This is a genomic window from Lysobacter enzymogenes, assembly GCF_900106525.1.
Classification (GTDB): Bacteria; Pseudomonadota; Gammaproteobacteria; order Xanthomonadales; family Xanthomonadaceae; genus Lysobacter; species Lysobacter enzymogenes.
On sequence record NZ_FNOG01000003.1, the window covers coordinates 254,245 to 279,480 of the forward strand.

24 protein-coding genes, 5 tRNA genes and 1 pseudogene are annotated in these 25,236 nt (G+C 69.0%); 16 read left to right on the forward strand and 14 right to left on the reverse strand.

Annotation, left to right across the window (positions count from 1 at the left end; translation table 11 throughout):
* Positions 1-17 precede the first annotated feature (17 nt).
* From BLU84_RS08770 to BLU84_RS08790, 5 genes and pseudogenes are all read left to right on the forward strand, one after another.
* Positions 18-93 (forward strand) — tRNA-Gly (locus tag BLU84_RS08770).
* Positions 94-235: 142 nt separating this feature from the next.
* Positions 236-309 (forward strand) — tRNA-Cys (locus tag BLU84_RS08775).
* A gap of 44 nt (positions 310-353) precedes the next feature.
* Positions 354-429 (forward strand) — tRNA-Gly (locus BLU84_RS08780).
* Between the two features lie 115 nt (positions 430-544).
* Positions 545-620, forward strand: a tRNA-Gly gene (locus tag BLU84_RS08785).
* Between the two features lie 272 nt (positions 621-892).
* Positions 893-1,185 (forward strand): annotated as a pseudogene (locus BLU84_RS08790) (DUF5713 family protein).
* Positions 1,186-1,630: 445 nt separating this feature from the next.
* On the opposite strand, the gene BLU84_RS08795 reads toward BLU84_RS08790, so the two are convergent.
* The 3 genes from BLU84_RS08795 to BLU84_RS08805 all read right to left on the reverse strand — a co-directional run bounded on the left by BLU84_RS08795 (position 1,631) and on the right by BLU84_RS08805 (position 4,484).
* Positions 1,631-3,145, reverse strand: coding sequence for a SulP family inorganic anion transporter (locus BLU84_RS08795; protein WP_074865338.1), 1,515 nt, complete (start codon positions 3,143-3,145; stop codon positions 1,631-1,633).
* 10 nt (positions 3,146-3,155) lie between these two features.
* A complete protein-coding gene (locus tag BLU84_RS08800) occupies positions 3,156-3,836 on the reverse strand; it encodes a carbonic anhydrase (protein ID WP_074865341.1) in 681 nt (226 codons plus the stop codon).
* A gap of 246 nt (positions 3,837-4,082) precedes the next feature.
* Positions 4,083-4,484 (reverse strand): hypothetical protein, encoded by a 402-nt coding sequence (locus tag BLU84_RS08805; RefSeq protein ID WP_074865344.1) that lies wholly within the window; start codon positions 4,482-4,484, stop codon positions 4,083-4,085.
* A gap of 824 nt (positions 4,485-5,308) precedes the next feature.
* On the opposite strand from BLU84_RS08805, the gene BLU84_RS26290 reads away from it, so the two are divergent.
* Positions 5,309-6,079: a hypothetical protein gene (locus tag BLU84_RS26290; protein ID WP_139174838.1), complete on the forward strand. Its 771-nt coding sequence runs from the start codon at positions 5,309-5,311 to the stop codon at positions 6,077-6,079.
* A gap of 62 nt (positions 6,080-6,141) precedes the next feature.
* Here the strand turns inward: BLU84_RS26290 and BLU84_RS26295 are convergent, their stop codons facing one another.
* The 3 genes from BLU84_RS26295 to BLU84_RS08815 form a co-directional block, all read right to left on the reverse strand.
* A complete protein-coding gene (locus BLU84_RS26295) occupies positions 6,142-6,537 on the reverse strand; it encodes a hypothetical protein (RefSeq protein ID WP_139174840.1) in 396 nt (131 codons plus the stop codon).
* Between the two features lie 163 nt (positions 6,538-6,700).
* Positions 6,701-6,787: transfer RNA gene (locus BLU84_RS08810), tRNA-Leu, on the reverse strand.
* A 101-nt stretch (positions 6,788-6,888) separates the two neighbouring features.
* Positions 6,889-7,896 (reverse strand): VOC family protein, encoded by a 1,008-nt coding sequence (locus BLU84_RS08815; protein WP_074865347.1) that lies wholly within the window; start codon positions 7,894-7,896, stop codon positions 6,889-6,891.
* A 218-nt stretch (positions 7,897-8,114) separates the two neighbouring features.
* Between BLU84_RS08815 and BLU84_RS08820 the strand changes: the two genes are divergently transcribed.
* The gene (locus BLU84_RS08820) at positions 8,115-8,984 is read left to right on the forward strand and encodes a helix-turn-helix domain-containing protein (protein ID WP_074865350.1); all 870 of its coding nucleotides are present in this window, start codon (positions 8,115-8,117) and stop codon (positions 8,982-8,984) included.
* Between the two features lie 72 nt (positions 8,985-9,056).
* Here BLU84_RS08820 and BLU84_RS08825 read toward each other — a convergent pair whose 3' ends face one another.
* From BLU84_RS08825 to BLU84_RS08845, 5 genes are all read right to left on the reverse strand, one after another.
* Entirely contained in the window at positions 9,057-9,566 is a 510-nt protein-coding gene (locus BLU84_RS08825; RefSeq protein WP_074865354.1) for a DNA-binding protein, read from the reverse strand.
* Between the two features lie 8 nt (positions 9,567-9,574).
* Entirely contained in the window at positions 9,575-10,240 is a 666-nt protein-coding gene (locus BLU84_RS08830; RefSeq protein ID WP_074865358.1) for a hypothetical protein, read from the reverse strand.
* On the reverse strand, positions 10,240-11,856 hold the full coding sequence (locus tag BLU84_RS08835; RefSeq protein ID WP_074865361.1) for a vWA domain-containing protein: 1,617 nt from the start codon (positions 11,854-11,856) through the stop codon (positions 10,240-10,242). The genes BLU84_RS08830 and BLU84_RS08835 overlap by 1 nt, the downstream gene beginning before the upstream one ends.
* A 229-nt stretch (positions 11,857-12,085) precedes the next feature.
* Entirely contained in the window at positions 12,086-13,318 is a 1,233-nt protein-coding gene (locus BLU84_RS08840) for a toxic anion resistance protein (RefSeq protein ID WP_083382445.1), read from the reverse strand.
* A 12-nt stretch (positions 13,319-13,330) separates the two neighbouring features.
* Positions 13,331-14,458: a hypothetical protein gene (locus BLU84_RS08845; protein ID WP_074865364.1), complete on the reverse strand. Its 1,128-nt coding sequence runs from the start codon at positions 14,456-14,458 to the stop codon at positions 13,331-13,333.
* A 283-nt stretch (positions 14,459-14,741) separates the two neighbouring features.
* Between BLU84_RS08845 and BLU84_RS27100 the strand changes: the two genes are divergently transcribed.
* The 6 genes from BLU84_RS27100 (at position 14,742) to BLU84_RS08870 (ending at position 18,843) form a co-directional block, all read left to right on the forward strand.
* Positions 14,742-14,912 carry a hypothetical protein gene (locus BLU84_RS27100; protein WP_170849125.1) on the forward strand — a complete coding sequence of 57 codons (171 nt, stop codon included), beginning with the start codon at positions 14,742-14,744 and terminating at the stop codon, positions 14,910-14,912.
* Positions 14,913-15,192: 280 nt separating this feature from the next.
* On the forward strand, positions 15,193-15,717 hold the full coding sequence (locus tag BLU84_RS08850) for an HD domain-containing protein (protein ID WP_074865369.1): 525 nt from the start codon (positions 15,193-15,195) through the stop codon (positions 15,715-15,717).
* A gap of 124 nt (positions 15,718-15,841) precedes the next feature.
* The gene (locus tag BLU84_RS08855) at positions 15,842-16,825 is read left to right on the forward strand and encodes an NAD-dependent epimerase/dehydratase family protein (protein WP_074865371.1); all 984 of its coding nucleotides are present in this window, start codon (positions 15,842-15,844) and stop codon (positions 16,823-16,825) included.
* 186 nt (positions 16,826-17,011) lie between these two features.
* Entirely contained in the window at positions 17,012-17,572 is a 561-nt protein-coding gene (locus BLU84_RS08860; protein ID WP_074865374.1) for a 2-amino-4-hydroxy-6-hydroxymethyldihydropteridine diphosphokinase, read from the forward strand.
* A complete protein-coding gene (locus BLU84_RS08865) occupies positions 17,572-18,291 on the forward strand; it encodes an SDR family oxidoreductase (protein WP_074865377.1) in 720 nt (239 codons plus the stop codon). Before BLU84_RS08860 ends, BLU84_RS08865 begins: the two co-directional genes overlap by 1 nt.
* A 96-nt stretch (positions 18,292-18,387) precedes the next feature.
* Entirely contained in the window at positions 18,388-18,843 is a 456-nt protein-coding gene (locus tag BLU84_RS08870; RefSeq protein WP_074865380.1) for a macro domain-containing protein, read from the forward strand.
* Positions 18,844-18,899: 56 nt separating this feature from the next.
* Here the strand turns inward: BLU84_RS08870 and BLU84_RS27105 are convergent, their stop codons facing one another.
* The 3 genes from BLU84_RS27105 to BLU84_RS08880 form a co-directional block, all read right to left on the reverse strand.
* Entirely contained in the window at positions 18,900-19,052 is a 153-nt protein-coding gene (locus BLU84_RS27105; RefSeq protein ID WP_170849126.1) for a hypothetical protein, read from the reverse strand.
* A 422-nt stretch (positions 19,053-19,474) separates the two neighbouring features.
* Complete coding sequence (locus BLU84_RS08875; RefSeq protein ID WP_074865383.1) at positions 19,475-19,822, reverse strand: hypothetical protein; 348 nt, start codon at positions 19,820-19,822, stop codon at positions 19,475-19,477.
* 208 nt (positions 19,823-20,030) lie between these two features.
* Positions 20,031-21,533 carry a S8 family serine peptidase gene (locus tag BLU84_RS08880; protein ID WP_083382447.1) on the reverse strand — a complete coding sequence of 501 codons (1,503 nt, stop codon included), beginning with the start codon at positions 21,531-21,533 and terminating at the stop codon, positions 20,031-20,033.
* Between the two features lie 395 nt (positions 21,534-21,928).
* Between BLU84_RS08880 and BLU84_RS08885 the strand changes: the two genes are divergently transcribed.
* The 3 genes from BLU84_RS08885 (at position 21,929) to BLU84_RS08895 (ending at position 24,707) form a co-directional block, all read left to right on the forward strand.
* Complete coding sequence (locus BLU84_RS08885; RefSeq protein ID WP_170849127.1) at positions 21,929-22,996, forward strand: diguanylate cyclase; 1,068 nt, start codon at positions 21,929-21,931, stop codon at positions 22,994-22,996.
* Complete coding sequence (locus BLU84_RS08890) at positions 22,993-23,313, forward strand: hypothetical protein (RefSeq protein WP_074865386.1); 321 nt, start codon at positions 22,993-22,995, stop codon at positions 23,311-23,313. The genes BLU84_RS08885 and BLU84_RS08890 overlap by 4 nt, the downstream gene beginning before the upstream one ends.
* Before the next feature lie 104 nt (positions 23,314-23,417).
* Positions 23,418-24,707 (forward strand): nucleotide sugar dehydrogenase, encoded by a 1,290-nt coding sequence (locus BLU84_RS08895; protein WP_074865389.1) that lies wholly within the window; start codon positions 23,418-23,420, stop codon positions 24,705-24,707.
* Positions 24,708-25,236 lie beyond the last annotated feature (529 nt).

Genomic DNA, 25,236 nt, shown 5'->3' on the forward strand with positions numbered 1-25,236 from the left:
AAAATATCGCTTCCTCCGCGGGAATAGCTCAGTTGGTAGAGCACTACCTTGCCAAGGTAGATGTCGCGAGTTCGAGTCTCGTTTCCCGCTCCAGATTCAAAGACGCTCGGTAATGCGAATGTCTTGAAATCAAACCCCCTCGCGGGGGTTTGTTTTTTTAGACGAGGGTTGCGATCCAGTACGATTCGGGATTGCCAGCCGTCGTAGTGTTAAGGCAACATGTGTCGACGTCACCGGCCGGGTGGCAGAGTGGTTATGCAGCGGACTGCAAATCCGCGTACGCCGGTTCAATTCCGACCTCGGCCTCCAAATTCGCAACGCTGGCAGCGGCATCGCCAGGGTTGAAAAAATCAGCGGGAATAGCTCAGTTGGTAGAGCACTACCTTGCCAAGGTAGATGTCGCGAGTTCGAGTCTCGTTTCCCGCTCCAAATCGATGCGACGCGATGGCGGCGCATCAGCGGCACCCAAGGCGCCCGGCCGAGCCGGACGCCTTTTCTTTCCCCGGCCCGGCCTTCGTCCGGCTGCGGCGGAAGCGAAAAATCAGCGGGAATAGCTCAGTTGGTAGAGCACTACCTTGCCAAGGTAGATGTCGCGAGTTCGAGTCTCGTTTCCCGCTCCAAACCGATGCGACGCGATGGCGGCGCAGATGTTGCAGACGAAGCGGTCGGCGCGAGCCGGCCGCTTTTTCTTTGCGCGTGCGCAACCGAAGGCTCGGGCCGGGCGATGGAGTGGTTTTGCAGCGGAGTGCAAATCCGCTTGCGCCGGCAACGTCGGTGCCGTGCGCGCTTCGTGCGATGGCGGTGCGCTAGCATCGGCGCATCGCCCCCACGCATGGATCGCCGCATGAGCCTGACCAATCCGCAATTGCAGCAGTACGACTTTCTCGCCGAAATGCAGCGCGACGCGTATTTTCCGCCGCATCTGGTGGAGAAGGGGCGGCAGATCCTGATCCGGCTGTGCGAAGCCATCGAGGCCGATCGGCCGCAATCGCTGGACGCGCTGTACGTGTTGAGCCACGCCGCGACCGAGGAATTCAATCGGCTGGCCGAGGAGTTCTACGAGCACGACAGCGAGATCGAGCCGCGGCGCGCGAGAACATCGGTGCGGATTTCGAGGCGGTGGCCAAGGCTTACGGTTTCGATACGGCGGATGTCGAGGAATTGATCGCGCCGCGGGATTGGTGAGGGCGCAGGGGTTGCGCCGGCCGTCCTGACTGCGTTGACCGAGGGTAGGGACTTCGCAGCATCGTCGCGATGAAGCCCTGGATGCCCGCGTTCGCGGGCATGACGGTAGGTGGGCTGCGCGGTGTCGGCCTCAGGGGCGCGGTATCTCCTTTCAGTTCGCAGCATCTCTCTCAAGTCGTCATCCCCGCGAACGCGGGGATCCAGAGACTTCAGAGCCGTGTCGCGGTGAAGCCCTGGATGCCCGCCTTCGCAGGCATGACGATAGGTGGGTTACGCGGCAAGCGGGTTTCGCCGCGCCGCTTCAATCCGTCATCCCCGCGAACGCGGGGATCCAGAGACTTCAGCGCCATGCCGCGCTGAAGCCCTGGACACCCCGCGCCATCGAAGCGAAATGCGGCTCGCCTACGCACCTGCGACGACGCCCGCGACACCCGCATCACCCGCATCACCCGCGCAATCGCGCCCCTTCGACCCGGCGCTGCAACGCCTGCCAATCCACCGCCAGCTCGCAGCCGCGCGCGCCGGCGTTGCGGCCCCAGTCGCGCAACAGCTCCAGGCAGGCCTGGTCGAGATGGTGCAAACGCTCGTGCTGCAGCTCCACGCGCGTGTTCGGCGGCACCCGCTCCAGCGCGCGCGCCATCGCCGGCACCTTGAGGAAGGTGGCCGAGCCTTCCAGGCGTAGCGAGGCGCGGCCGTCGGCGTCGTGGTCCAGCCGCACTTGCAGGCGCGAGGCCTGCAGCGCCAGCCGCAGCAGCGACAGGGCGAAGCCGATCAGTACGCCGATCAGCAAGTCGGTGGCGACGATCGCCGCGACCGTGGCTAGGTAGATGAAGGCCCAGCCCTTGCCGAACGCGGCGAAACTGCGCGCTTGCCGCAGATTGACCATCTTCGCGCCGGTATAGACCAGGATGCCGGCCAGACAGGCCACCGGCGTCATCCGCACCAGCCACGGCAACAGCGCGGCGAACAGCAGGATCAGCAGGCCGTGGAAGATCGTGGCCATGCGCGTGGCCGAACCGGCCTGCACATTGGTCGCGCTGCGCACGATCACCCCGGTCATCGGCAAGGCGCCGAGCGCGCCGCAGATCATATTGCCCACGCCTTGCGCGCCGAGCTCGCGGTCGTACTGGGTGCGCGGCCCGTCGTGCATGCGGTCCACCGCCGCCGCCGACAGCAGCGTTTCGGCGCTGGCGATCAGGGCGAAGGTGAAGGCGGTGGCGAGCATCGCCGGCTCGGCCAGACGCGACAGGCTGTCGGCGCTGGGCAGCGAGATCGCCGCGAGCAGGTTCGACGGCATCTCCACGCGTTTGACGTCCAGCGCCAGCCACTGGCTCAGCGCGGTCAACGCAACCACTGCCAGCAAGGCGCCGGGCAGGAAGCGCAACCGCGCCGGACGCAGCTTGTCCCACAGCAACAGCACGGCGATGGTGGCGATGCCGACCGCCATCGCGCCGGCGCTGGCGCCGCCGCTGCCGGCCAGCGCGGCGCCGAGCGCGGCCGGGAACGCGGCGAAGTTCTCCAGCCCGCGCGCCTTGGGCACCGCGTCGATCAGCACGTGCAACTGCGAGGCGACGATGAGAATGCCGATGCCCGAGAGCATGCCCGCCACCACCGCCGGCGAGGTCATGCGAAACCACACGCCGGCGCGGCACAGGCCGGCGAGCAACTGGATCGCGCCGGCCAGCAGGATCACCGGCCCCAGCGCGGCGGCGCCGTGTTCGCGCACCAGTTCGAACACCAGCACCGCCAGGCCCGCGGCCGGGCCGCTGACTTGCAACGGCGAACCGGCGATGGCGCCGACCACGACGCCGCCGACGATGCCGGTGATCAGGCCCGCCGCCGGCGGCATGTCCGAGGCGATGGCGATGCCCATGCACAGTGGCAGCGCGACCAGGAACACCACCAGCGAACCGAGCAGGTCGCGGCCGAACAGGCCTTGCGAGAAATACGAGGTCAACATGGCCGGGCCCTCATGCGTCGGTGCCGGTCGCGGCGAAGCGCGCCAGCGGCGTGGCGTCGGGCACGGACTCGCCGCCGGGCGGCACGGCGACGAAGCGGCCGCGGGCCGGATCGAACGCGCGCAGATCGGCGTGGGCGATGTCGTAGATCCAGCCGTGGATGGCCAGGCTGCCGTTGGCGATGGCCGCGGCCACTGCCGGCAACGTGCGCAGGTGTTCGAGCTGGCCGACCACGTTCTCCTCGGTCAGACAGCGCAGGCCGAGTTCGCCGTGCAGGGTGGGGCCGTTCTCGGCGACGACGTGGCGGGCGACGTCGGCATGGCGCAGCCACGCCGTCAGCGACGGCATCGAGGCGATGCGTTCGGGTTCCTGCAACGCCTTCATCGCGCCGCAATCGGAATGGCCGCAGATCACGATGTGGCGGACCTTGAGCACGCGCACCGCGTATTCGATCGCCGCCACCACGCTGCTGACGTGCTGGGCGTAGGGCGGCACGATGTTGCCGACGTTGCGGTAGACGAACAGTTCGCCGGGCTGCGCGCACAGGATCAGCTCGGGCATCACCCGCGAATCGGCGCAGGTGATGAACATGGTGTGCGGCTGCTGGCCCTGGGCGAGCTTGTGGAACACCTCGCGCTGATGCGGGAACACTTCGCGGCGGAACTTGTTGAAGCCTTGGATCAGACGGTCCATGGGGGTTTTCTCTTGCAGTGGGGAGGGGGAGAAGCACGCGCTGCCCGGTGCCGCAGCGGACGATGGGCGCGACGGGGCCGCGCCCGGCGAGGGGCCGGACGGTGAGAAGGGCGAGGAAGTCCACGCGTTCGCGGGCGCGCACGGACGTGCGTGCACGAGCGAGCGCGACGCAGGCGTGGAGGCGAGCGCAGGCCCGGCGCGTTGGCGCCGGAATGGGATCAGGCCGGAAAGATCAGGCCCGCAGGCTCAGGCCAAGGGCGGGCGTGGATCGGGCCCGTGCGGCCGCGCCGGCGCGGCGCGGGCGATCTCGGGCAATGCGGCGCCGCAGACGCGGCGGCCGCTGGAGGCGGGAATCTGCGGCAGTACGCCGTGTTCGCAATCGGCGTAGTCGGCGCACAGCGCCGTGTCGTCGTCGGCGGGCGCTGGCGGCGAAGGATCGGTGTCGCCGTCGTAGGCGTGTAGCGCCGCGAGCGCCGTCGCGTTCGCCGCGTGGCTCGTCTCCGCCATCGTCGGCCAAGCGATCAGTTCGGCCAGCAGCGCCAGCGCGATCAGCAGCCGCAACGCCGCCTGCCGCAACGCGCGCAGCGAGGGCATCGGCGCGCGGCGCGCGCGGATCGCATTGGAGGCAGCGCGATCGGCTCCGCGCATGGCGCAGGGTCTCGCGTCGGCAATCGTGTTCACGGCGTATCGGATCAGTGTGCGGGGGAATGCGGCAGACGCGGTCTGCGCGTGCGCTCATGCGTGGCGTGCATGGCGAGGGACTACGCGAACGATGCTAGCGAGCGTGCCGCGAGATGTCAGTGGATGCAGCATGAACGAACGCGGGTTTTTTCCGAACTGGAGCGGGCCGCACATTGGCGATGCGCAACGGCGTTCGTCGCGTTAGGAAAGTTCAGCCGCGCACGGCGCGACAGGCGATGCGGTCGCAAGTTTCGCTGCGTCGTGTGCGGATTTTGGCTGCGTGCGCGTTGTGCTGCGTCGATCACGCTGTCGCTGCGGCTTTGTGCAACTCGCGTTCGCGATCTGCTCGAACGCACAGTCGGACTGTTTAGCGTTCGTGCGAAAGGCCGCACGCGAAGCGGCGGAGGCGATGCGCGCATCGATGCTGCGCGAGTCGAACCGATGCGCGTGGGAATGCGGACGATCGCAGTCCCACAGCCTTGTTCAGCACAGCCCCGCCTTTACCGCGAGTTGCTGCATACAGCAACGCAGTAATGTCATCGATCCATTCATCCGTAACCAGCTCGCAGGGAACGTTTCGGATCATCATTTCGGCGTAGTGCGTCATGGGTATCTCAACTTCCTACAGACACGACAAGCGGCCGCCAGATCGGCTTAGTCAGGAACATGCAAACGCGCACCAGCCGGCCAATCATTAGGGCCGCCATCGCCCCGAGAAAATTCGGCAGCGCTTCTTTACAGTGTGCCGACTCAAACCTACATTGTTCTGCGAGAATGCAATGGAACGAACGATGACCCAGTCGCTTCAAACTGCTTTTTTACACGCCACCGCCATGGAGTCGGCCCTGAGAGGGTACACATCGGGCGTTCTGAGTCTGTCAGTTTTTTTGGAAACATTCCGCGAGGCGTTTGCTGCGTATTCGGCGGCCGTCGATAGCAAACCCTATTATCCACTTGCAGAAATTGCAGCAGCCACTCTGAGCAGATCGTACAACGGGTTGGAAAGCCTCTGTGAACAAGCTCTTGATCGACTCCCCCGAGAGCTGCTCGACCGCACAACTAGGTTGTGGATCACCAACCATCTGATTGACAGTGATGGATTCAATTTTACTGGTCCAGGCGGCGCATCGCACTTCGGAGACATGAGACAACTCTATTCGACTCCGATTAAACGAGAGTCGTTTTTACTATCGGCCCTGGATGGAGCCATCAAGCCGGCGCCATTCAATTACGAAAACCTGCTGGCCGCACTACGCACAGTCGCCGAAGGCGAACTAGCAACTTGGGCTCTTTGCACGGAACCAGACAACGCATTCGCTTACATCGACAGTCTTTGGAGTCTGGGCAATGCATTCCAAGAGCTAGAGCAACTGGCGAAGCTTGAACAATTGAATGCTCGCCATGTCCAAGGGGGGCAATGCTATCTGCTGCTGATTCCGGCCAGTCGGAATTGGCTGCTTGTGAATAGCTACGACTTTAGCGAACTTAGCATTGTCCTTCATGGCGATACTCAATTGCTCGCGCGCGTGTCCGACTGCCTAGCCACCGAAACCCACAGATAGTGCGATCCGCACCTGATCAGATGCCTCGGGGCCTACTCTGTCACGGCCATAGTTTGCGCCTTCTACCCCCGCTTCTTTCGGTTCTGGTATCGATTGCCGTCGCGCCAATCAATGACCTCACCAGCCTTCCAGGCCGCAGGCTTGAGGTTGACCCTCTCCGGGAAAGACTGGGTGTAGGCAATCGTCCGCAAGAATCGATCCTTAGATAGTCCAAAGAGCTCCGCGCACTCGCCAGCACTCATTGCGAGCTCTTGCCACGGGACTTTGGCGGCAACTGGGATTTTTATATTAGCTTCCTGCTCAGGTGCCTTCTGGCCCGAGGTCTCCACCTCATGCTTAATCGTCTTGATAGTGCGGCCTTTCGTTCCTTCGATTGGGAATGGCAGCACTCCGATGAAGCGCAATGCTTCGCGTTTTTTGATGGCTATTGCAGTGAGTTTTCCGCTGTTCGTTGCCATGGGGGCATCGACCTAGGACGGGGACTCCAGCGCCCCCTTATGCCTCCAATGCTGCAAGCGGTCCTGGGCGAACGCCCCCGCACTCCAGGCAATAAAAAAGCCCCGTTTTAAGGGGCTTGGTGTCTACGTCTCGAACTTCGACGAACCGCGACGAACTGGATCGTGGTGCCCGGAGCCGGACTCGAACCGGCACGGCCGCGAGGCCGGCGGATTTTAAGTCCGCTGCGTCTACCGATTTCGCCATCCGGGCAGGATGCGGTGACCGCGCCAGTTTAGCCGATCCGCCTGCGCGCAGCGCCGCGGCCGTGCCGCCGCCGCGGGCGGCGACGGCACGCGACAGCGCAACCGGGTTCAGCCGCCCGCGCCGGCGCAGCCGGCGCTCTTGCCGCGCTCGTGGAACTCGACCCACAGGCCCAGGTCGTCCTGGCTCGGCGCCAGGAACGAGGCGCCGGCGAGGCCGGCATAACGGGTCAACTTGCGCTCGTAGCCGCGTTCGACCCGGCGCTGGGCGCGGGCGAGATCGCTGACGCCGATGCTGAGGCCGGCGATCTGCGCGCCGCCGCGGCGCAGCGCGTCGGCCGCGGCGCCGTCGCCGTCGGGCTGCAGGGCGAGCAGGCGGGTCGGGCCGACCGCGACGCAGTAGCCGCGCGCGCCGATCTGCGCCAGGCGCACCGGCACCGCGTGCGGGTAGCCGAGCCGGGCCAGTTGCGCGCGGTCGGCGTCGGCGTCGGCGGATAGCAGCCACAGCGCCGACAGCTCGCGCGCTCCGTTGGCGTGCTCGCGGGCGATGCGGCGATCAGCGGCGATGTCGGCGCGCGCCGGCGGGTAATGGATGAAGAACAATCGGCCGGACAGCGGCGAGGGATCCAGCGCGAACAGGCTCCAGCGCGGCGCGGTGCCGGGGCCGGTGCCGTCGGGATCGTCGGCGGCGGCGGAAAACACCGGCGTGGCGCTCAGGCCCTGGGCCAGCAGCGCGGTGCGCGCGGCGTCGAGCGCGTCGGTGTGGAGGCCGAAGGTGCGCGCGCCGGCGCCGCCGTGCAGCGCGGCCTGATCGGCCTGGGCGCCGGGATCGAGCGCGCCGTCGTGGCCGCCGAGCGCCAGCAGTTCGATGAAGCGCTCGTCGTCCAGGCGCACGTAGCGGTTGCTCAAGCCGTCCTGGGCGCGGCCGGGCGCGATCTGGAAGCCGAGCTTGACGCTCATCGCGGCGCTGATCTGGTCGAGGCTGCGGCCCCACAGCAGGGCGTGGTCGAGGCGTTCGCCGGCGACCGGCCGGGGCGCGGGCGCGGGCGCCGGCGCTGCGACGGCGAGGGCGGACAGCGACAGGGCCAGAACGGCGGCGAGGGAGGTAAGCGATCGCACGGTGGTCGGACTCGTTGGGGGAGGGAAGGTCGCAGCCCAGGCGTCGCATCGCAAACGCAGCGCTTGTCCGGCGATCCGGCGCTGCAAGGCGGCCTGGGAGACAGGCGCCCAGCCTCGCGTCCGAGCCGCCGCGGCGCGCGCAGGAACGGCCGGCCGTCAGTACGAACGGATGACTTTCGCCTCTGCCGGCCGTTGCCGGCGGCGCCGAGCATCGGCGCATGGCCGATCGTCCCTCGTGCTATCCCGAACCCTCGCTGCCGCCGCCGCGCGAGTACGCCGTCGCCGGTGCGGCGCATCTGGACGTGCTGACCGTGCCGGTGCCGCAGGGGCTGTTCGACACCCCGTTCGACCCGCGCCACGTGCTGTGCCTGCACCAGGGCGGCCCGGTGCCGGTCAGTTATCGCGAAGGCCGTTACGAACGCAGCGGCGTGCGCCTGCAGGGCCAGTACTGCGTGTCGCCGGCCAACGCCAGCACCCGCTGGACGATGTCGGCGCCGGCGACGTCGCTGCTGCTGCGGCTGACGCCCGAACTCATCGACGGGACCGCGCAGGCGATGGGTTCCGGCGGCGGCCATATCGAACTGGCGCCGGCCGCGCACCTGCGCGATGCGCAGATCGAGCGCATCGGCTGGATGATGCAGGCCGAGGATCGCGACCGCTATCCGAGCGGGCGCTTGTTCGTCGACGCGCTGGCCGATGCGCTGGCCGCGCGCCTGCTCGCGCTGCACCGCTTCGCCGCCGCGCCCGCCGCCGCGGCGCGGGCGTTGCCGGCCTGGCGGCTGCGGCGGGTGATCGACTACATCGAAGCGCACCTGGACGCCGACCTGAGCCTGGCCGAGCTCGCCGCGGTCGCCGGTTTCAGCGTGTCGCACTTCAAGCCGCTGTTCAAACGCGCCACCGGGCTGCCGCCGCATCGTTTCGTGCTGGAGCGGCGGGTCGAACGCGCGCGCCAGCGCGTGCTCGACGGCGCGGCGGGGCTCAGCAAGATCGCCCTGGAAACCGGCTTCGCCGACGCCAGCCACATGGCGCGCTGCATGCGTCGGGTGATCGGCATCGGCCCGATGGCGTTGCGGCAGGCGCGCGAGTGAGCGGCGCGGGCGAGCGAGGTAAGCGTTTCGTCGAGCGCGAACGCAGCGCGGAGCTGCGCACGCGCGCCGCGCTCACTCCGCTGCGCCGTCGGCGCGCACGCGCCGCAAGCGCTTGAGCTTGCGCTCCAGCAGCGCTTCGCGTTGCTCCAGTTCGGCCACCCGTTTGCGCAGCGCCTCGGCCTGGGCGTCGTGGCGCTCGCGCACCGCGTCGCTGGCCAGGTCCAGCGCTTGCAGCCACAACTGCCGCAGCGGCGCGGGCACTTCGTCGGCCAGCGGCGCCAGTTGCAGGCGCGTGGCCAGGCCCGCGTAGAAGCGCCGCAGCATCGGGTGCAGGCGGTTGGGCGAGCCGCTGCCGTAGATCGCGCGGATGCCTTCGACCGTGGGCTGCACGCCGGCGCGCAGCATGCGCCAGGCGATTTCGTCGAGCTGCGACTGGTCCAGCGGAATGCGTTCGGACGCGACTCGCTCGGAGCCGGCCGCGCCCGAGGCCGCGCGCGGCGACAGCGCGCGCCCGCCGGGCAGGCGGCCTTCGGCGGCCAGGGCCTGGCGGATCGTCCACAGCGCGTCGTGGTCGGTCGCCATCGCCGCGCCTAGGCCAGCTCGAACGCTGCGGCGGCGTCGAATTTTTCCTTGAGGAAGCGCTCGCTCAGCAGCAGCGATTCGGCGTCGCCGGCGAAGGCCTCGCGCGAGATGCGCTGCAGCGACTGGTCGAGCAACTCCAGTTGCTGCGACAGCGTCTGCGCCGCGGTGCGGCCGTCCTTGAGCGGCTGGGTGCGGGCGAACACCGGCGGCAGCTTGAGATAGCCGCCGAGCATGTCGGGCAGGTAGCGGCGCAGGGTTTCCTGCACCGCGAACGCGGCCGAGGCCGACAGCGCGCCGGAGCCGCGCAACTCGCGCAGCCGCGGCAACAGTTCGGCCAGCGTCTGCTGGATGCTGCGCAGGCTCGCCAGCGCTTCGGCCGGCACGCGCTTGGCGACCTCGCCGATCAATCGGTCGAGGTGTTCGATCAAGGCCTCGGCCGGCAGCTCGGCCTCGGCCACGCGCGCGCCGAGGCGGTCGCGCGGCCAGGCCAGTGCGCCGACTGCGTACAGGCCGAGCACGATCAGCGGCCAGCCGCGCTCGATCACCCCGGCGAACAGCAACGCCAGCCCGACCAGCGCGAGCGCGCAACCGGCGAGGTGGCGGTTGCTGTAGAGATACAGCCGCAGGCGCTGGCCTGCGCTCGGGGCGGTGGGCGGGGCGACCGGCAGGTTCATCACTGGTATCCGCGGATGTCCTTGAACACCAAGGTCAGCGGCTTGTTCTTGGCGTCGAAGACCTGGCCGCCGGTGGCCTGGGCCAGGCCTTTCATCTCTTCCGGATCGGCGTCGCCGAACAGGATCGGGAACACGCGGATCGAGCGCAGCGCCTCGTCCTGGGTCGCGTACCAGCCCAGGAACTGGCGCAGGTCGCTGCCTTCGGTGTTCTCGCCGTCGCTCATCAGCACCACGGTGTAGTAGCGCGGCTCGCGCGCGGCGCGCTTGTCCGCGGCCAGTTCGGTCAGCGCCTGGCGCACGCTGTCGAAGATCGCGGTGCCGCCGTCGGGACGCAGCGGCGCGATTTCGGCGCGGATCGCGGACAGGGCCGCGGCGTTGCTGGCGGCGTCGGCGCCCATGTCGAACACGCGGGTGCGGCCGGGCCGCGAGGAGAAGGTCAGCACGCCGATGCGCTCGCGGTTCTGGAAGCGCGCGTAGCGGTCGGTCAGCGAATCGGCGCGGCCGCCGGCGAGGGTGTCCATCGCCGCCTTCATCGCTTCGATGCGGCCGTCGTTGCCCATCGAGCCGGACAGGTCCAGCACATAGCGCGAGCTGGCCGGAATGCGCAGGTCGGCGAGGAAGCCTTGCAGCAGGCTTTCGATCACCTGCGGCTGGCCGGGGAAGGGCAGTTCGATCAAGGTGCGCTGCGGGATCGCAGCGGCGGCCTGCGCTTCGGGATTGACCGGGCGGCGCAGGGTCGCGGCGGACAAGCGGGTCTGGAACGCCGGCGAGCGCAGGAACCCGACCAGCTTGTCGTACTGCGCGCGCTTGCCGGCTTCCAGCAGCATCAGCGGATAGTCGGCGGTGACGATGCCTTCCTTGGGATACACCAGGGTCAGCGGCTCGCCCAGATGGCCGTCGCGGTTGAGGCTCAGCAGCACCGATTCGTAATTGATCAGGCCGTCGACCTTGCCCTGTTCGCGCGCATACGCCTCGGCCAGCCAGCCCGAGGAACCGGCGGTCATGCGCTGGCCCTGGAAGAAGGCCTTGAGCGCGGGATTGGCGACGTCGGCTTCGGTCAGCGCGTCGGGATTGGCGGCCAGCGCGGCGGCGATGCCGATCAGCGCGGTGAAGCCGGTGTTGCTCGAGGCCGGGTTGGTCATGCCGAAGCTGAAGCGGCCTGCGCGCGAGGCTTCGGCGATGTCCTTCCAGGTCGGGTCGGTCTTGTCCCAGCCCAGCTCGCGCGCCTTGGAGGCCTTCACCCCCAGCGCCACCGGCGACAGCATGATTTTTTCCTGCGCCAGCAGCAGCTGCTTGAGCGCGAGATTCATCGCCAGGTACTTGCCGTGGCTGACCCACACCGCGTCGAACTTCTCGCCCGCGGCGAGGCGGTCGATGGCGTCGAGCGTGCCGGCGTAGGCGAAGCGCGGGCGCACGCCGGTGGCGCGGGCGATCTCGTCGCCGAGCTGGGTGTCGACGTCCTTGAGCTCGGAGCCGGCGAGGATGGTGAAGGCCGTGTTGTCGTCGGCGCGGGCGGTGTCGCTGGCGCCACTGCCGGCGGAGCCGTTGCCGCCGCCGCAGGACGCCAGCAGCAGCGCGGCGAAGGCGAGCAGGGCGCTGCGCAGGAATCGGATCATGGGTGGGCCTTCCTGTGGCGGTCTATTGCTGGTGATCGAACGGTGGAACACGAGCCCTCGAACCTCCCGTTCCCGTCATTCCGGCGGAAGCCGGAATACATTTTGACGCTGCTCTTTTTCGGGTTGGCGCTGGCGGGAGCAACGGCAAGATCAAAATGGATTCCGGCTTTCGCCGGAATGACGGGGTGATGGGGGCGGCGTTGGTTCATTGAGGCGAGCGGCGGCCGGGTCAGAGCGAAACCGGTCCCGACGGCGCGGCGATGCTGTGCTGCACCGCCGCCACCGCCTCGCGTTCGCGGTTCATGCGCGCCTCGCCCTTGGCGATCAGGCCGCGCAACTGTTCGATGTTGCTGCCCATCGCGCCGATCGCCTTGCTGCGGAACTCGTCCATGCGGTCGAGCGCGGCGAAGGTGGTGTCGAAGGCGTTCTGCAAGGTCTGCACGCCGATCAGCGGATTGCTCTGGAACTCGGCGACGCGGTCGACGTGCTGGCCGAACTGGGACGAGGTCGAGGCGATCAGGCCCTCGATCGCGCGCGAGGACGACTTGAGCGCATCCATCACCTGCAACTGATAGCCCTGCGCGCGCGCCAGGGTCGCGGCGATCGACAGGCTGGACATGCCGATGGTGGCCATGCGGTCGCAGCCGTTGCGCAGCTCGCGCCCGGTCTTGCGCAGGCCTTCGAGCATCTTGTAGCCGTTGATGCAGACCAGGATCTGGGTCTTGATGTCGACGCTGGCCTGGCGCACGTAGAACAGCACTTCCTGCTCCACCGCCTTGGCCCGTGCCGGGTCGGACGCCTTGAGCGAATCCAGCGCCGCGCTGAGCTTGCCGTCGAGCTGCTCGGCGAACACGTCGGCGGCCTTGAGCCGGGTCAGCGCCTCCAGCAGTTTCTGCATGGTCGCGTACAGCGCCTGGTCGTCGCGCGCCAGTTCGTCCTGCACCGCGTAGAGGCTGTCGATGGTCTTGCGGATCGAGTCGCCGGCCGAGTCGAAGCGCTGCAGGTAGGCGCGCAGCTTGTTGCCGAACGGGATCAGCCCGAGCAGCTTGTGCGCGGCCAGCAGGTCGCCTTCCTTGGACGGATTGAGGTCCTCGAACAGGATGCGCATCTCGCTCATCACCTTGAACGCCGGGCTGTCGGCGTCGGCGATGAAGTTGCGGTCGAGGAACTTGTTGGTCAGCAAGGTGCTGTCGCCGATCTCCTTGCGGCCCAGACGGAAGGCGCTGTCGACGCGGCTGCGGAAGTCTTCCGAGTGCGGGTCCAGCGCCAGCAAATCGGCGATGAACTGGTCGGCCTGGCTGAGCACCTGGACCCGGGTGTCGTCCTTGAACGGAATCATTGCCGCGGCCTGGTCGGGCGCAGCGATGGTCATGGCCGGCTCGGGCATTTCCAACGTCAGCGGCGCGATGGGTTCGACGAGGGTGGTGGGCGTGGCGGAGTCTTGGGTCGGCGTCGTGCTCATGGCGGCGTTCCTTCAGTGGCCCAGCCGCGATTCGATGCGGCCGATCATGCGTTCGAGGAGGTCGTAGGTCGGCGGATCGACCACATCGACCAGTTGTTGCGGCATGCCGATGCCGCGTTTGGCGGCGTCGGCGAACAGCGCCGCGTTGTCGGGCCCGCGCAGGCCGTAGCGCGCGGCGATCTGCCGCACCTTGGGATTGCGCTCGAAGGCTTCGGCGAAGCGCGCGCCCTTGTCGTTGAGCGCGACGATGGTGTGCTTGGTCAGCACGGTCGGCTGCGGGTACAGCAGCACCATGTCCGCATCCACGCGCGGATGCTTGAAGGCGTATTCCAGGAACTGCTGCTCGTAGATCATCACCAGCGGCGACTTGCCCATCTTCATGGTGACGTAGTCTTCGAACGGCCCCGAGGAACTGGATTCCTGGTAGCCCTGCTTGGAGAACAGGTGCACCAACCGGTCGGCGACCTGATCGGCGGCGCTCTCGCTGGCGACCACGTCGTCGCCGTTGGCCAGATAGCTGGCCAGGGCCAGGTACATCGCCGCCGAATTGCTGGTGCGCACATCCGTGCTGGTGATCAGCACCGACTTGCTCACCGCGTAGTTCGGGTTGGGCTGCAAGTCCTTCCAGCGCGCGCCGCTTTCCATCAGCGCCACCAGCTTGCGCATGTCGACGATGAAGTAGGCCTCGCCGCGCTTGCCGACGATGCCGTTGGCTTCCAGGGTCGGCAGCAGCGGCTTCCAGCTGGCCACCGTCATCGGCGTGTAGAAGCCGTTGTAGATGCGGCGCGAGCCGGTGGCGTCGGCGATCTTGCGCGCCGCGGCGGTGCCAGCGGGGTAGGCGGCGTCGAAGCTCTTGAGGTCCGGGCGGGTGGCGATTTCGCGCGAGCCGGCTTTCTGCACGTCCAGGACGATACGGTCGGCGAGCAGGGCCTGGGCGAGTTCGGGGTCGCGCAGGAAATCGAGCTTTTCCGAGCCGGTGAGCACGCGCACGGTGATCAGTGCGGCGGCGTCGGCCTGCTGCTTCTGCGCCGCCGCGGCAGCGCGGTCGTCGGCGCGCTTGCCGTTGAAAGACATCACGATGCCGGCGATCACACCGACCAACAACACCGCCGCGAACGCGGGGCCGAGGAATTTCCTCATGCGCGAACCTCCTTATTCGCGGGCAGCGTATGGGCTATGTATGACCTATGTTTGACAGCGCAGCCGGTTGGCGACGGACGGCGGCGGGCCGGGCCGGGGGCTTGCGCGCACCTGCCGCGGGCCGCGCGGCGGGGTTTTGCGGGCTGGACGCGGCCGTCACCGCCGTGTCATCCGTCGCCGCCACGCTGAATAGCGGCCGCCGCCGGGTTCCGACATTCGTCCAACATCCTCGGGCCCAGCATGGCCGGCAGCCCCAGGCCGCCCGCACGAGGACGCCACGCGCATGAGCCAGCCGCAGGACCCACGCCGTTACGACCGCCTGGCCGTGGACCTGTCGCGCCTGCGCGACCCGCAGGAGCTGGCGCAGGCCATCGTCGCCGCCGCGCGCGACTCGCAGCCGGCCCCGCCGCCGCCGGTGCGGCGCCAGGGCGAACGGGCCTGGATCGAAGCCTGAGGCGCGCAGCCCGGTTCGTAGTTCCAGCGTGGCGGCAAGCTTCGCGTCGTTGATTCCGACCCTTCGAACGATATCCAAAGCGCTCGCCCTGAGCGCCGCGTGCGGCCGTTCGCGGGCTCCGGTTGCGCGGCAATCCACGCGGGCCGCGCACAGCGCCGGTTCGTAACCGCCAGCGGCGGTCGGCAGGAGCGCCAGCAGTGGGGCAGGTGAGGCGACGCCCGCAGTGGCCGGTCCGTCCCGGGTTTTGCGTCACTATCGCCTCTCCATCACCGAGGCGCGTATGCACCCCACCGACGCCGCACAAGCGCTGGACCTGATCCGTTCCCTCGGCGCGCCCGCGCGCCTGCAACGCCATGTCGAACTGGTCGGCGAGGCCGGGGAAGCGCTGCTCGAACTGCTGCGCGAGCAATCCGTCGCTGTGGACGAACGCTTCGTCCGCATCGGCATCGTCCTGCACGACGCCGGCAAGATCCGCCACCCGGCCGAGTTGAACGCTCCCGGCGGCGAGCACGAGCCGTCCGGCGAGACGATGCTGCTCGCGGCCGGCGTGTCGCCGGAACTGGCCCGGGTCTGCCTGTCGCATGCGCGCTGGGCGGCGATGGACTGCCGGCTGGAAGAGCTGGCCGTCGCCCTGGCCGACAAGCTGTGGAAGGGCGTGCGCAAGACCGAACTGGAAGAGCGTTTCATCGACGCCGCCGCGGCGGCGGGCGAACGCGATCGCTGGAGCCTGTACCTGGCCCTGGACTCGGGCTTCGAGCGCATCGCCGCCGACGGCGGCGAACGCCTCGCGCGCAGCGCGGTGTGACAGTTGTCGGTGGCCGCCGCGCCGGTGCGGCGCTAGGCTAAGCCGCTACGCCATTGCACGCGCCGACGTTGCCCGCAACGCCGGCGCGGCGGCGTTCGAACCGTCCAGATCAAGAGTCCATCGCATGACGCTCATCGTCACCGGCAGCGCCGGCCACCTCGGCGAAGGCCTGATGCGGCTGCTGCGCGCGCAAGGCCGCCCGGCGCGCGGCATCGACATCAAGCCTTCGGCTTTCACCGATCACGTCGGCTCCATCGCCGAGCGCGAGTTCGTCGTCGAGGCGCTGCGCGGCGCCAGCGGCGTGATCCACGCCGCGACCCTGCACAAGCCGCACGTAGCCACCCACAGCTACCAGGATTTCGTCGACACCAACATCACCGGCACGCTCAATCTGCTGCAGTGCGCGCACGAGCAGGGCGTGGAATCGTTCGTGTTCACCAGCACCACCAGCGCGTTCGGCGCGGCGCTGACGCCGGCGCCGGGCGAGCCGGCGACCTGGATCGACGAGAGCGTGGCGCCGATTCCGAAGAACATCTACGGCGCCAGCAAGGTCGCCGCCGAAGGCTTGTGTGAGCTGTTCCACCGCCGCCACCAGCTGCCGGTGCTGGTGCTGCGCACCTCACGCTTCTTTCCCGAGGACGACGACGACGCGGCCCGGCGCAGCGAGTACGACACCGCCAACAGCCAGGCCAACGAACTGCTGTACCGCCGCGCCGATATCGACGATGTGGCCCAGGCCCATCTGTGCGCGATCGCGCGCGCGCCGGCGCTCGGCTTCGGCCGCTACATCGTGTCGGCGACCGCGCCGTTCGCGCGCGAGGATCTGCCCGCGCTGAGCCGCGACGCGGCGGCGGTGGTGGAGCGCCTGTTCCCGCGCTGCCGCGAGCTGTACGCGGCGCGCGGCTGGAAGCTGTTCCCGCATCTGGACCGGGTCTACATCAACGCCGCCGCGCGCCGCGACCTGGGCTGGCAGCCGCGCTACGGCTTCGGCTATGTGCTCGATTGCCTGGAGCGCGGGCTGGATTTCCGCAGCGCGCTGGCGCACGAGGTCGGGGTCAAGGGTTATCACGCGCAGCGTTTCGACGACATGCCGTATCCGGTGGCCTGATGCATCCAGTGGCTTGATGCAGTCGGCGATCCGACTGTGTCGGTGCGCGCGACGACGGCGCCGCCAGCGCGGCCGGCTACAATGGCCCATCGCGCGCCGCCGTTCCCCGCGGCGCAGGAGCCGCCGAATGCCAGGGAGCGCCGCCATGTCCATTTCGACCCCGCCGTCCGCGCGAGCGCTGCGCGCATGAGCTGGACCGCGCTGATCTGCCTGGGCGCCAGCGACGGCCCGCGCGCGGAGAATCTGCTCGAAGCGTCCGCGCAGTTGCTGGCCGAACCCGAGGTTGCGCTGGCGGCGGTGTCCGGGCTGTACGGCGACCGCCACTACCTGCACACCGGCGAGGCCACCTTGAACCTGGTGCTGGCGCTGGAATGGCGCAACGCGCCGCCGCCGGAGGCATTGGAGCGCCGCTTCAAGCGCATCGAAGCCGGGTTCGGCCGCCAGCGCGATCCGCGCCGGCGCATGCCGGTGCCGCTGGACATCGACCTGCTCGGCGCGCTCGACGCCGCCGGCCCGCGCTGGCAGGCGCGCTACGATCCCGGCCGCGGCTATCTGTTCCACGGCCTGAGCCAACTGCCGCTGCCGCCGTTGCAGGCCGCGCTGGACGCGCTGCAACGCCAGCGCGGTTTCCGCAGCGAAGACAACGCGCACGGCTTCTATGCCTACGCCGGCGCCGGCTTCGTGCGCCGTTATCTGCTCGAACGCGCCGCGCAATTGAGCGAAGCCGGACAACGGGAGACGGGCTGATGGGCGCGACGACGACGACCTTGGTCACCGGCGCCTCGCGCCGGATCGGCCGCGCCCTGGCCGAAGCCTGCCTGGCGCGCGGCGAGCGCGTGGTCGCGCACCGGCGCCGCGAGGACGCCGTGCCCGAACCGTATCCGGCGCCGGTGGACGCGTGGTGCTGGGACATGCAGGAGCCGCTGGCCGAACTGCCGGCGCAGCCGATCGATCACCTGATCCTCAGCGCCTCGTTGTTCGAACGCGGCCACGCCTGGAACGCGCTGTCGGCCGACGCCGGCGCGGGCAGCGCCAGCGCCGACGAACGCGAGCGTTTCGCCCGCCAGTTGCAGGTCAACCTGCTGGCGCCGTGGGAGCTGGCGGTGCGCCTGCACGCGCGGCGGCCGCTGCGCTCGGTGGTGATGCTGCTGGACACTTACCTGGACCGCTCGTTCCCGGGCCACGCCGCCTATCAGGTCAGCCGCGCCGCCGGCGCCGGGCTGGTGCGTGCGCTGGCCGCGGAGCTGGCGCCGTGCCGGGTCAACGCGGTGGCGCCGGGCACGGTGCTGCCGTCGGTGCGCGACCCGGCCCAGCGCGCCGAGCAGGAGGACGCGATCAAGGCGCGCACGCTGCTGGGCCGCATCGGCGCGGTCGAGGACGTGGTCGATGCGGCGATGTACCTGCGCGACGCGCCCTACGTCACCGGCGAAATCCTGCGCGTCGACGGCGGCCGCTTCAAACTGTGAGAACCCGCATGGGCTTCCTGTAGGAGCGGCGCAAGCCGCGACCGCCATCGCCCAAGCTCGCACCGCAACCCCGCCATCCCCCGATCAAGGACGACCATGAACATCATCCAGGGCGACCTCCTGCAACTCGCCGCCGACGGCCGCTTCGACGTCATCGTCCACGGCTGCAACTGCCAATGCCGCATGGGCCGCGGCATCGCGCTGAGCATCCGCGAACGTTTCCCCGCCGCGTGGGCGGCCGACCAACGCACCGTGCCCGCCGACCGCGGCAAGCTCGGCACGTATAGCCAGGCCGAAGTGGAAGAGAACGGCCACCGCTTCGTCGTGGTCAACGCCTACACCCAGTTCCACTGGCAGGGCGAGGGCGTGCTGGCCGAGTACGACGCCATCGGCCGGGCGATGCGCGCGATCGCGCGCGAATTCCACGGCAAGCGCATCGGCTACCCGCTGATCGGCGCGGGCCTGGCCAAGGGCGATTGGAACATCATCGCGCCGATCATCGACGAGGCGCTGGCCGGCGAGGATCACACGCTGGTGGAATTCACCGGCTGAGGCGGCGTCTCCAAGGCCGGCATCCTCGCGAAGGCGGGAATCCAGAGCCTTCACCGTCATGTCGCGATGGAGCCCTGGATGCCCGCCTTCGCGAGCATGACGATAGGTGGGGTGCGCGGCAGCCAGGTTTCGCCGCGCCGCTCCATTTCGCCGCGCCGCTCCATGCCGTCATCCCAGCGAAAGCGGGGATCCAGAGACTTCAGAGTCATGCCGCGATGAAGCCCTGGATGCCCGCCTCCGCGGGCATGACGACAGGTAAGTTGCGCGGTAGTCGGATTTCGCCGCGCCGCTCCATTCCGTCATCCCCGCGAAGGCGGGGATCCAGAGACTTCAGAGTCATGCTGCGATGAAGCCCTGGATGTCCGCCTTCGTGGGCATGACGATAGGTAAGTTGCGCGGCAGTCGGATTTCGCCGAGCCTCTCCATGCCGTCATCCCCGCGAACGCGGGGATCCAGAGACTTCAGCGTCATGCTGCAATAAAACCCTGGATGCCTGCCCTCGCAGGCATGACGATAGGCGGTCTTCGCGGCGAATGAATTCCGGCGCTTCGCTCCCAGCCGTCATCCCCGCAAACGCAAACATCCCGCAGTGCCGCGCACCGCGGGATGCTGGCGACCTCTCGATCTCGCCTCAAGCCTGCGCCGCCAACTCCGCCATGCGCTGGGCGATGCGCCGGCGCGCGTCTTCCGAGTTGCTGCGCGCGCGCTGCCAGGCCTGGCGCGCCGCGCCTTGCGCCTGTTCCCAGCTCAACGCCGAGCCCAGACGGATGCGTTGGTAGCGCCCGCGCAGGTCCAGCCCGGGATCGTCGAAATCGCGGTCCGGGTGTTCCAGTTGCACCGAGATGCCGACGTAGAACGCCGGCGCGTAATCGCTGAAATGCAGTCCTTCGCGATAGAACTCCGCCTCGCGATAGTGGCTGGCCCAATAGCTCAGCCCGGGCGTGGTCGGAGTGGGGCGGCCTTGCAGGGTGGTCGTCATCGCTCTGGCTCCGCTTCGGGAACCCCCTGTGCGGCTAAAACTAGCCCAGGGCGATGTTAGTTGTCCGTTAGGAATGATTCGCGTTGCGTGAATTGTGAATAGGGCAGCGATTTGCTGCACGCAATCGCCCGCAGCGGACAAGTGCGGGCGGGCGGCGACAGGGCCGGCGCGCGCGGCGCCGGCCCCGATTCGGCCGCAACCGACTCGCTTACGGGCCCTGCGCCGCGGTCACCGCCGCATTGGCGTCGACCAGGCCCGGCCCGCAACCGCCCGGGCACTTGGCCGCGGCGATCGGCCGCGCGGTGTTGGTCAGGATCGTCTGCACCTGCGTGGTGTTCAGCGCCGGCTTGACCGACTTGATCAGCGCGACTACGCCGGCCACGTGCGGCGCGGCCATCGAGGTGCCCTGGTAGAAGTCGTAGCCGTTGCCGTCCACGGTCGAGAGCACGCCGCGGTTGGCGTGGTTCTGCGTGCACTTGCCGCTGACCGATTCGCCCAGGGCCAGGAACTCGGCCGCCGGCGAGCAGGTCTCGCCGCCCGGCGCGGTGATGTCGATGCCGGCGCCGTAGTTCGAATACCACGCACGGTTGCCGTTGATGTCGCTGGCGGCCACCGTGATCGTGTTCGGGCAACTGGCCGGAGTGAAGCCGGACACATCGTTGTTGCTGTTGCCGGCGGCGACCACCACGATCGAACCGTTGGCGGTGGCGGCGTTGATCGCGTCGCGATAAGCCAGGGTCTGGCTGCAGGCCTGGGCGCCGCCGAGCGAGAGATTGATCACGTCGGCCGGATTGGGATTGGCCGGAATGCCGCTGACCGTGCCGCCGGAAGCCCAGACGATGCCGTCGGCGATGTCGGAGGTGGCGCCCACGCCGCTGTTGCCGAGCACGCGCACCGGCACGATCTTGGCGTTGCGCGCCACCCCGGCCACGCCGGCGCCGTTGTTGGTGACCGCGGCGATGGTGCCGGACACATGCGTGCCGTGCTTGATGTTGGACGAGTCGAGGGCGTTGTTGTCGCGGCCGTTGCCGTCGTTGCCGCCGCCGCAGTTGGACGGCAGCCCGGCGAACAGGCAGGCCAGGCCCAGGCCGTTGACCGAGGTGACGAAGTCGTAGCCCGGCAGCAGATTGGAGTTGAGGTCGGTGTGCGAGAGATAGCCGCTGTCGACCACCGCCACCACCACGCCGGCGCCGTCGGCCTTGTCCCAGGCGCTGGGCCCGTTGATGCCGACCGCGCTGTCGGCGTAATGCCACTGCTCGTTGAAGCGGGTGTCGTTGGGGGTGAGCTGGGTGCTCATCAGCAGGTCGGGTTCGACGTATTCCACGCGCGGGTCGGCGGCGATGCGCTTCATCAGCGCGATGGCGTCGTTGCGGTCGAGGCCGCGGTCGGCGCGGATCACGTCGGCGCCCATCGACATGCGGCGCAGGTGCGACAGGCCCAGGCGCGGCTGGCCCTTGGCCGCCGGCAGCGCAGCGGCGGCGCGGCCGAGCGCGGCGTCGAACTCGGCCGCGCTGGCGCGGGCGCTGCTGCCGGCGCGGTATTTGACGATGAACTGGTCGTAGCTGCCGCCGGCTTGCAGGCCGGCGAGGTTGACCGTGGCGGCAGCGGCAGGTGCGGCGCAGACCGCGGCCAGCACGGCGGCGGTGGCCAGGGCGAGCGGGCGCAGGGCGCGGGAGGCGGTGTGCAGGCGCGGCAGGGTCGGGTGCGACATCGGCGAAGTCCTCACGTTGGATAGGCCGCAGGCTGCGGCGGGGACGGGCCGGGCCCGGCGCGGAACGGCCGGCGTGGAGCGGGGGCATCGGGTCCGCGCGTGCGGCGGAGCGGCGGTGCCGGCGGCAGTGGCCCGGGCCCACTGTAGGCGCGTAAGGCGCCGCGAAAATCGGTAAAAACGCCGGCAAACAAGCGCAATCAGTGATCGCGCGCACCGTTGGACGCTGCCGCCACGTTTCGGTTGCGCGGCGAGTCCGGCGCCGGCGCGCGTCCGCCGCGGCCGTGCGCGACGAGGCCGCAAGCCCGCAGCGTCTTGCGCGTCCACCCGCGCCGGCGCAGGGTATGCGGTACGCGCCGCATCCACGCCGCGCGGGACCGACCGCCGTGGGAGCGCGCGTGACGGCAAAGAACGACAGCGCTTACGACCCCAGCCGCGCCGGCGAGCATCTGCGCTTCGTCCGGCGCATCTACCAGATGCGCACCCTCGGCCTGGGCTTCGGTTTCTTCGCCGTAGGCGGCGTGCTCTACGAGCAGGGCGCGCCGTGGTGGGCGTGGGCGGCGTTGTTCGGCAACGGCTTCGTGTGGCCGGTGGCGGCGTACCTGATCGCCTCGCGCAGCCGCGATCCGGAGTTCAGCGAATACCGCAACCTGGTGATCGACTCGGTCCTGGGCGGGGTATGGATCGCGGCGATGCAGTTCAACGCGGTGCCCAGCGCGCTGCTGGCGGTGATGCTGTCGGCCGACAAGATCGGCGTCGGCGGCTGGCGTTTCCTGCTGCGCACCGCCGGCGCCCAGGCGCTGGCCTGCCTGGCGGCGTGGGCCGCGTTCGGTTTCGGCTTCGCGCCGCACAGCTCGATGCTGGTGATCCTGGCCTGCCTGCCTTTCATGTTCGTCTATCCGATGGCGATCAGCAGCGCCGCCTACGGGCTGGCGCGCAAGGTGGTGCGGCAGAACCGCCAGCTCGCCCTGCTCAGCCGCACCGATCCGCTGACCGGCCTGCAGAACCGCCTGCACTGGGACGACGCGGCCAGCGCGACCATGACCCACTGCGCGCGCAGCAACAAGCGCGCAGCGCTGGTGTTGATCGACGTGGACCGGTTCAAGGACATCAACGATTACCACGGCCACCAGATCGGCGATGCGGTGCTGCGCCGGGTCGCCGACGTACTGCAGCGCGCCGCGCGCATGACCGACACCGCCAGCCGCATCGGCGGCGACGAGTTCGCGCTGATCCTGATGGACACCGACGCCGACAGCGCGCAGGCCATCGCCGAGCGCCTGCGCCGCGCGATCGAGGACGCGCGCTTCGACGACACCCCGGAGCTGCGCTGCACGGTCAGCATCGGCGTCGCCGGCACCGGCGCCAGGGCCTACACCGCGGCGATGTGGATGCGCCACGCCGACGCCGCGCTGTACCGGGCCAAGCAACTGGGCCGCAACGCGGTCGCGGTGGCCGAGGAATGAGCGCGCCGGCCTGGCGCGACTGGGCGCCGGCGCAGGGCTGGGACGCGTTCGCCGCGCACCGGGCGCTGTCGGACGCGCTGTGGGCGGGCCTGGGCGAAGGCGAGGGCGGCTGGCACTACCTCAACCCGACCCGCGAGCTGTCGATCTGGGAATGCGAGGCCGACGGCAGCGCGCTGCTGATCGAATACCGCGCCGATGAGCGCATCGCGCGCCTGCAATGCGACGGCGGCCGCGCGCAGGCGTATCTGGCGCCGGTCGCGGCGGCGTTCGGGCTGCGCCGCGGCGATTCGCTGGCCGATTCTCCGGCGGCGGGTTGAGACAGCGTCGGCGCAAACGCGCGGCCGGGCCTGCGCCGCGCGCCGCACGTCCCTAGAGTTCATTAGAATTGCGCCGACGTACTCAGCGCGGACCCGGGCGGACCATGGCACAGCACCTCGATTCAATCGCGCGCTCGCGCATCGGCGTGGTCGGCCTGGGCTATGTCGGCCTGCCGCTGGCGCTGGAGTTCGGCAAGGTCTACGACACCGTCGGCTACGACATCGACCCGGTGCGCGTGGCCCAGCTCAGCACCGGCGAGGACCGCCATCATGAGCACGACGCCGCCGAGATCCGCTCCGCCACGCGCCTGCGCTTCAGCGCCGCGCTGGAAGACCTGGACGATCGCGACGTGTTCGTGGTCACCGTGCCTACGCCGGTGGACGAGCACAAGCGCCCGGACTTCACCCCGCTGATCCTGGCCAGCCGCGCGCTCGCCGGCGTGCTCAAGCGCGGCGACACGGTGATCTACGAGTCCACCGTCTATCCCGGCGCAACCGAGGAGATCTGCATCCCCGAACTCGAGCGCGTCTCGGGGCTGCGCTGCAACCAGGATTTCTTCGTCGGCTACAGCCCGGAGCGGATCAATCCCGGCGACCGCCAGCGCAAGCTGGTCGACATTCCCAAGGTCACTTCGGGCTCCACGCCCGAAACCGCCGAGCGCGTCGACGCGCTCTATCGCAGCATCATTCCCGCCGGCACCCACCGCGCCTCCAGCCTGCGCGTGGCCGAGGCCTCCAAGGTCATCGAGAACACCCAGCGCGACGCCAACATCGCCTTGATCAACGAGTTCGCGCTGATCTTCCAGCGCCTGGGCATCGACACCACCGAAGTGCTGGAAGCGGCCGGGACCAAGTGGAATTTCCTGCCGTTCCGGCCCGGCCTGGTCGGCGGCCATTGCATCGGCGTGGACCCGTATTACCTGATCCAGAAAGCGCAGAGCGCGGGCTATTACCCCGACATCCTGCTCGCCTGCCGGCGCATCAACGACGCGATGGGCGGGCACGTGGCGGCGGAGGTGATCAAGCGCATGATCCAGCGCGGCATCGCCATCGCCGAATCGCGCATCCTCATCCTCGGCCTGACCTTCAAGGAAAACTGCGCCGACCTGCGCAACACCCGGGTCATCGATCTGGCGCGCGAGTTCGGCGAATACCGCGCGCGGGTGGAGATTTGCGACCCCTGGGCCAACGCCGAGGAAGCGCGGCGCGAGTACGGCCTGGACATGGTCGATGCGCCCGAGCCGGGCGCCTACGACGCGATCGTGATCGCGGTGGCGCACGAGCAGTTCCGCGCCCTCGGCGCCGCCGGCGCGCGCGCCTACGGCAAACCGGGCGCGTTACTGTACGACATCAAGAGCCTGTACCCGCGCGACGAGGTCGACGGGCGTTTGTGAGTCTGGGGTTGCCGGTGCGCGGATCGCGGCGATAGCTCCGGCGCTTTGCGATTGTGGGAGGGGCTTGAGCCCCGACGCTCTTCGCTCAGGCACTGCGATCCGGCCGAAAAGCGTCGGGCCTGAAGGCCCTCCCACAAGCAGCCGACACGTCTTCTACTAGAACGTCATCCCGCGAAGGCGGGGATCCAAAGCCGCGGTACGCCTGCCAGCAATACAACTGTGGGAGGGGCTTCAGCCCCGACGCTCTTGGCCCAGGCGCTGTGATCTGAGCGAAAAGCGTCGGGCCTGAAGGCCCTCCCACAAAAAGCCGATGCGTCTCTGCCAAAACGTCATCCCCGCGAAGGCGGGGATCCACAGCCCCAGCGCGCCTGCCAGCAATGCGACTGTGGGAGGGGCTTCAGCCCCGACGCTCTTGGCTCAGGCGCTGCGATCTGAGCGAAAAGCGTCGGGCCTGAACGCCCTCCCACAAGAAGTCCCCACAAGCGCCAACGCTGCGATGAGCCCGGAACGCACCAGGGTCCGAAGACCC

What these genes read in the sequence shown, in the direction of transcription:
- BLU84_RS08795 (WP_074865338.1), bottom strand. Translation starts at nt 3,145, where the DNA reads ATGTTGACCTCGTATTTCTCGCAAGGCCTGTTCGGCCGCGACCTGCTC.
- BLU84_RS08800 (WP_074865341.1), bottom strand. Translation starts at nt 3,836, where the DNA reads ATGGACCGTCTGATCCAAGGCTTCAACAAGTTCCGCCGCGAAGTGTTC.
- BLU84_RS08805 (WP_074865344.1), bottom strand. Translation starts at nt 4,484, where the DNA reads ATGCGCGGAGCCGATCGCGCTGCCTCCAATGCGATCCGCGCGCGCCGC.
- BLU84_RS26290 (WP_139174838.1), top strand. Translation starts at nt 5,309, where the DNA reads ATGACCCAGTCGCTTCAAACTGCTTTTTTACACGCCACCGCCATGGAG.
- BLU84_RS26295 (WP_139174840.1), bottom strand. Translation starts at nt 6,537, where the DNA reads ATGGCAACGAACAGCGGAAAACTCACTGCAATAGCCATCAAAAAACGC.
- BLU84_RS08820 (WP_074865350.1), top strand. Translation starts at nt 8,115, where the DNA reads ATGGCCGATCGTCCCTCGTGCTATCCCGAACCCTCGCTGCCGCCGCCG.
- BLU84_RS08825 (WP_074865354.1), bottom strand. Translation starts at nt 9,566, where the DNA reads ATGGCGACCGACCACGACGCGCTGTGGACGATCCGCCAGGCCCTGGCC.
- BLU84_RS08830 (WP_074865358.1), bottom strand. Translation starts at nt 10,240, where the DNA reads ATGAACCTGCCGGTCGCCCCGCCCACCGCCCCGAGCGCAGGCCAGCGC.
- BLU84_RS08835 (WP_074865361.1), bottom strand. Translation starts at nt 11,856, where the DNA reads ATGATCCGATTCCTGCGCAGCGCCCTGCTCGCCTTCGCCGCGCTGCTG.
- BLU84_RS08840 (WP_083382445.1), bottom strand. Translation starts at nt 13,318, where the DNA reads ATGAGCACGACGCCGACCCAAGACTCCGCCACGCCCACCACCCTCGTC.
- BLU84_RS08845 (WP_074865364.1), bottom strand. Translation starts at nt 14,458, where the DNA reads ATGAGGAAATTCCTCGGCCCCGCGTTCGCGGCGGTGTTGTTGGTCGGT.
- BLU84_RS27100 (WP_170849125.1), top strand. Translation starts at nt 14,742, where the DNA reads ATGAGCCAGCCGCAGGACCCACGCCGTTACGACCGCCTGGCCGTGGAC.
- BLU84_RS08850 (WP_074865369.1), top strand. Translation starts at nt 15,193, where the DNA reads ATGCACCCCACCGACGCCGCACAAGCGCTGGACCTGATCCGTTCCCTC.
- BLU84_RS08855 (WP_074865371.1), top strand. Translation starts at nt 15,842, where the DNA reads ATGACGCTCATCGTCACCGGCAGCGCCGGCCACCTCGGCGAAGGCCTG.
- BLU84_RS08860 (WP_074865374.1), top strand. Translation starts at nt 17,012, where the DNA reads ATGAGCTGGACCGCGCTGATCTGCCTGGGCGCCAGCGACGGCCCGCGC.
- BLU84_RS08865 (WP_074865377.1), top strand. Translation starts at nt 17,572, where the DNA reads ATGGGCGCGACGACGACGACCTTGGTCACCGGCGCCTCGCGCCGGATC.
- BLU84_RS08870 (WP_074865380.1), top strand. Translation starts at nt 18,388, where the DNA reads ATGAACATCATCCAGGGCGACCTCCTGCAACTCGCCGCCGACGGCCGC.
- BLU84_RS27105 (WP_170849126.1), bottom strand. Translation starts at nt 19,052, where the DNA reads ATGACTCTGAAGTCTCTGGATCCCCGCTTTCGCTGGGATGACGGCATG.
- BLU84_RS08875 (WP_074865383.1), bottom strand. Translation starts at nt 19,822, where the DNA reads ATGACGACCACCCTGCAAGGCCGCCCCACTCCGACCACGCCCGGGCTG.
- BLU84_RS08880 (WP_083382447.1), bottom strand. Translation starts at nt 21,533, where the DNA reads ATGTCGCACCCGACCCTGCCGCGCCTGCACACCGCCTCCCGCGCCCTG.
- BLU84_RS08890 (WP_074865386.1), top strand. Translation starts at nt 22,993, where the DNA reads ATGAGCGCGCCGGCCTGGCGCGACTGGGCGCCGGCGCAGGGCTGGGAC.
- BLU84_RS08895 (WP_074865389.1), top strand. Translation starts at nt 23,418, where the DNA reads ATGGCACAGCACCTCGATTCAATCGCGCGCTCGCGCATCGGCGTGGTC.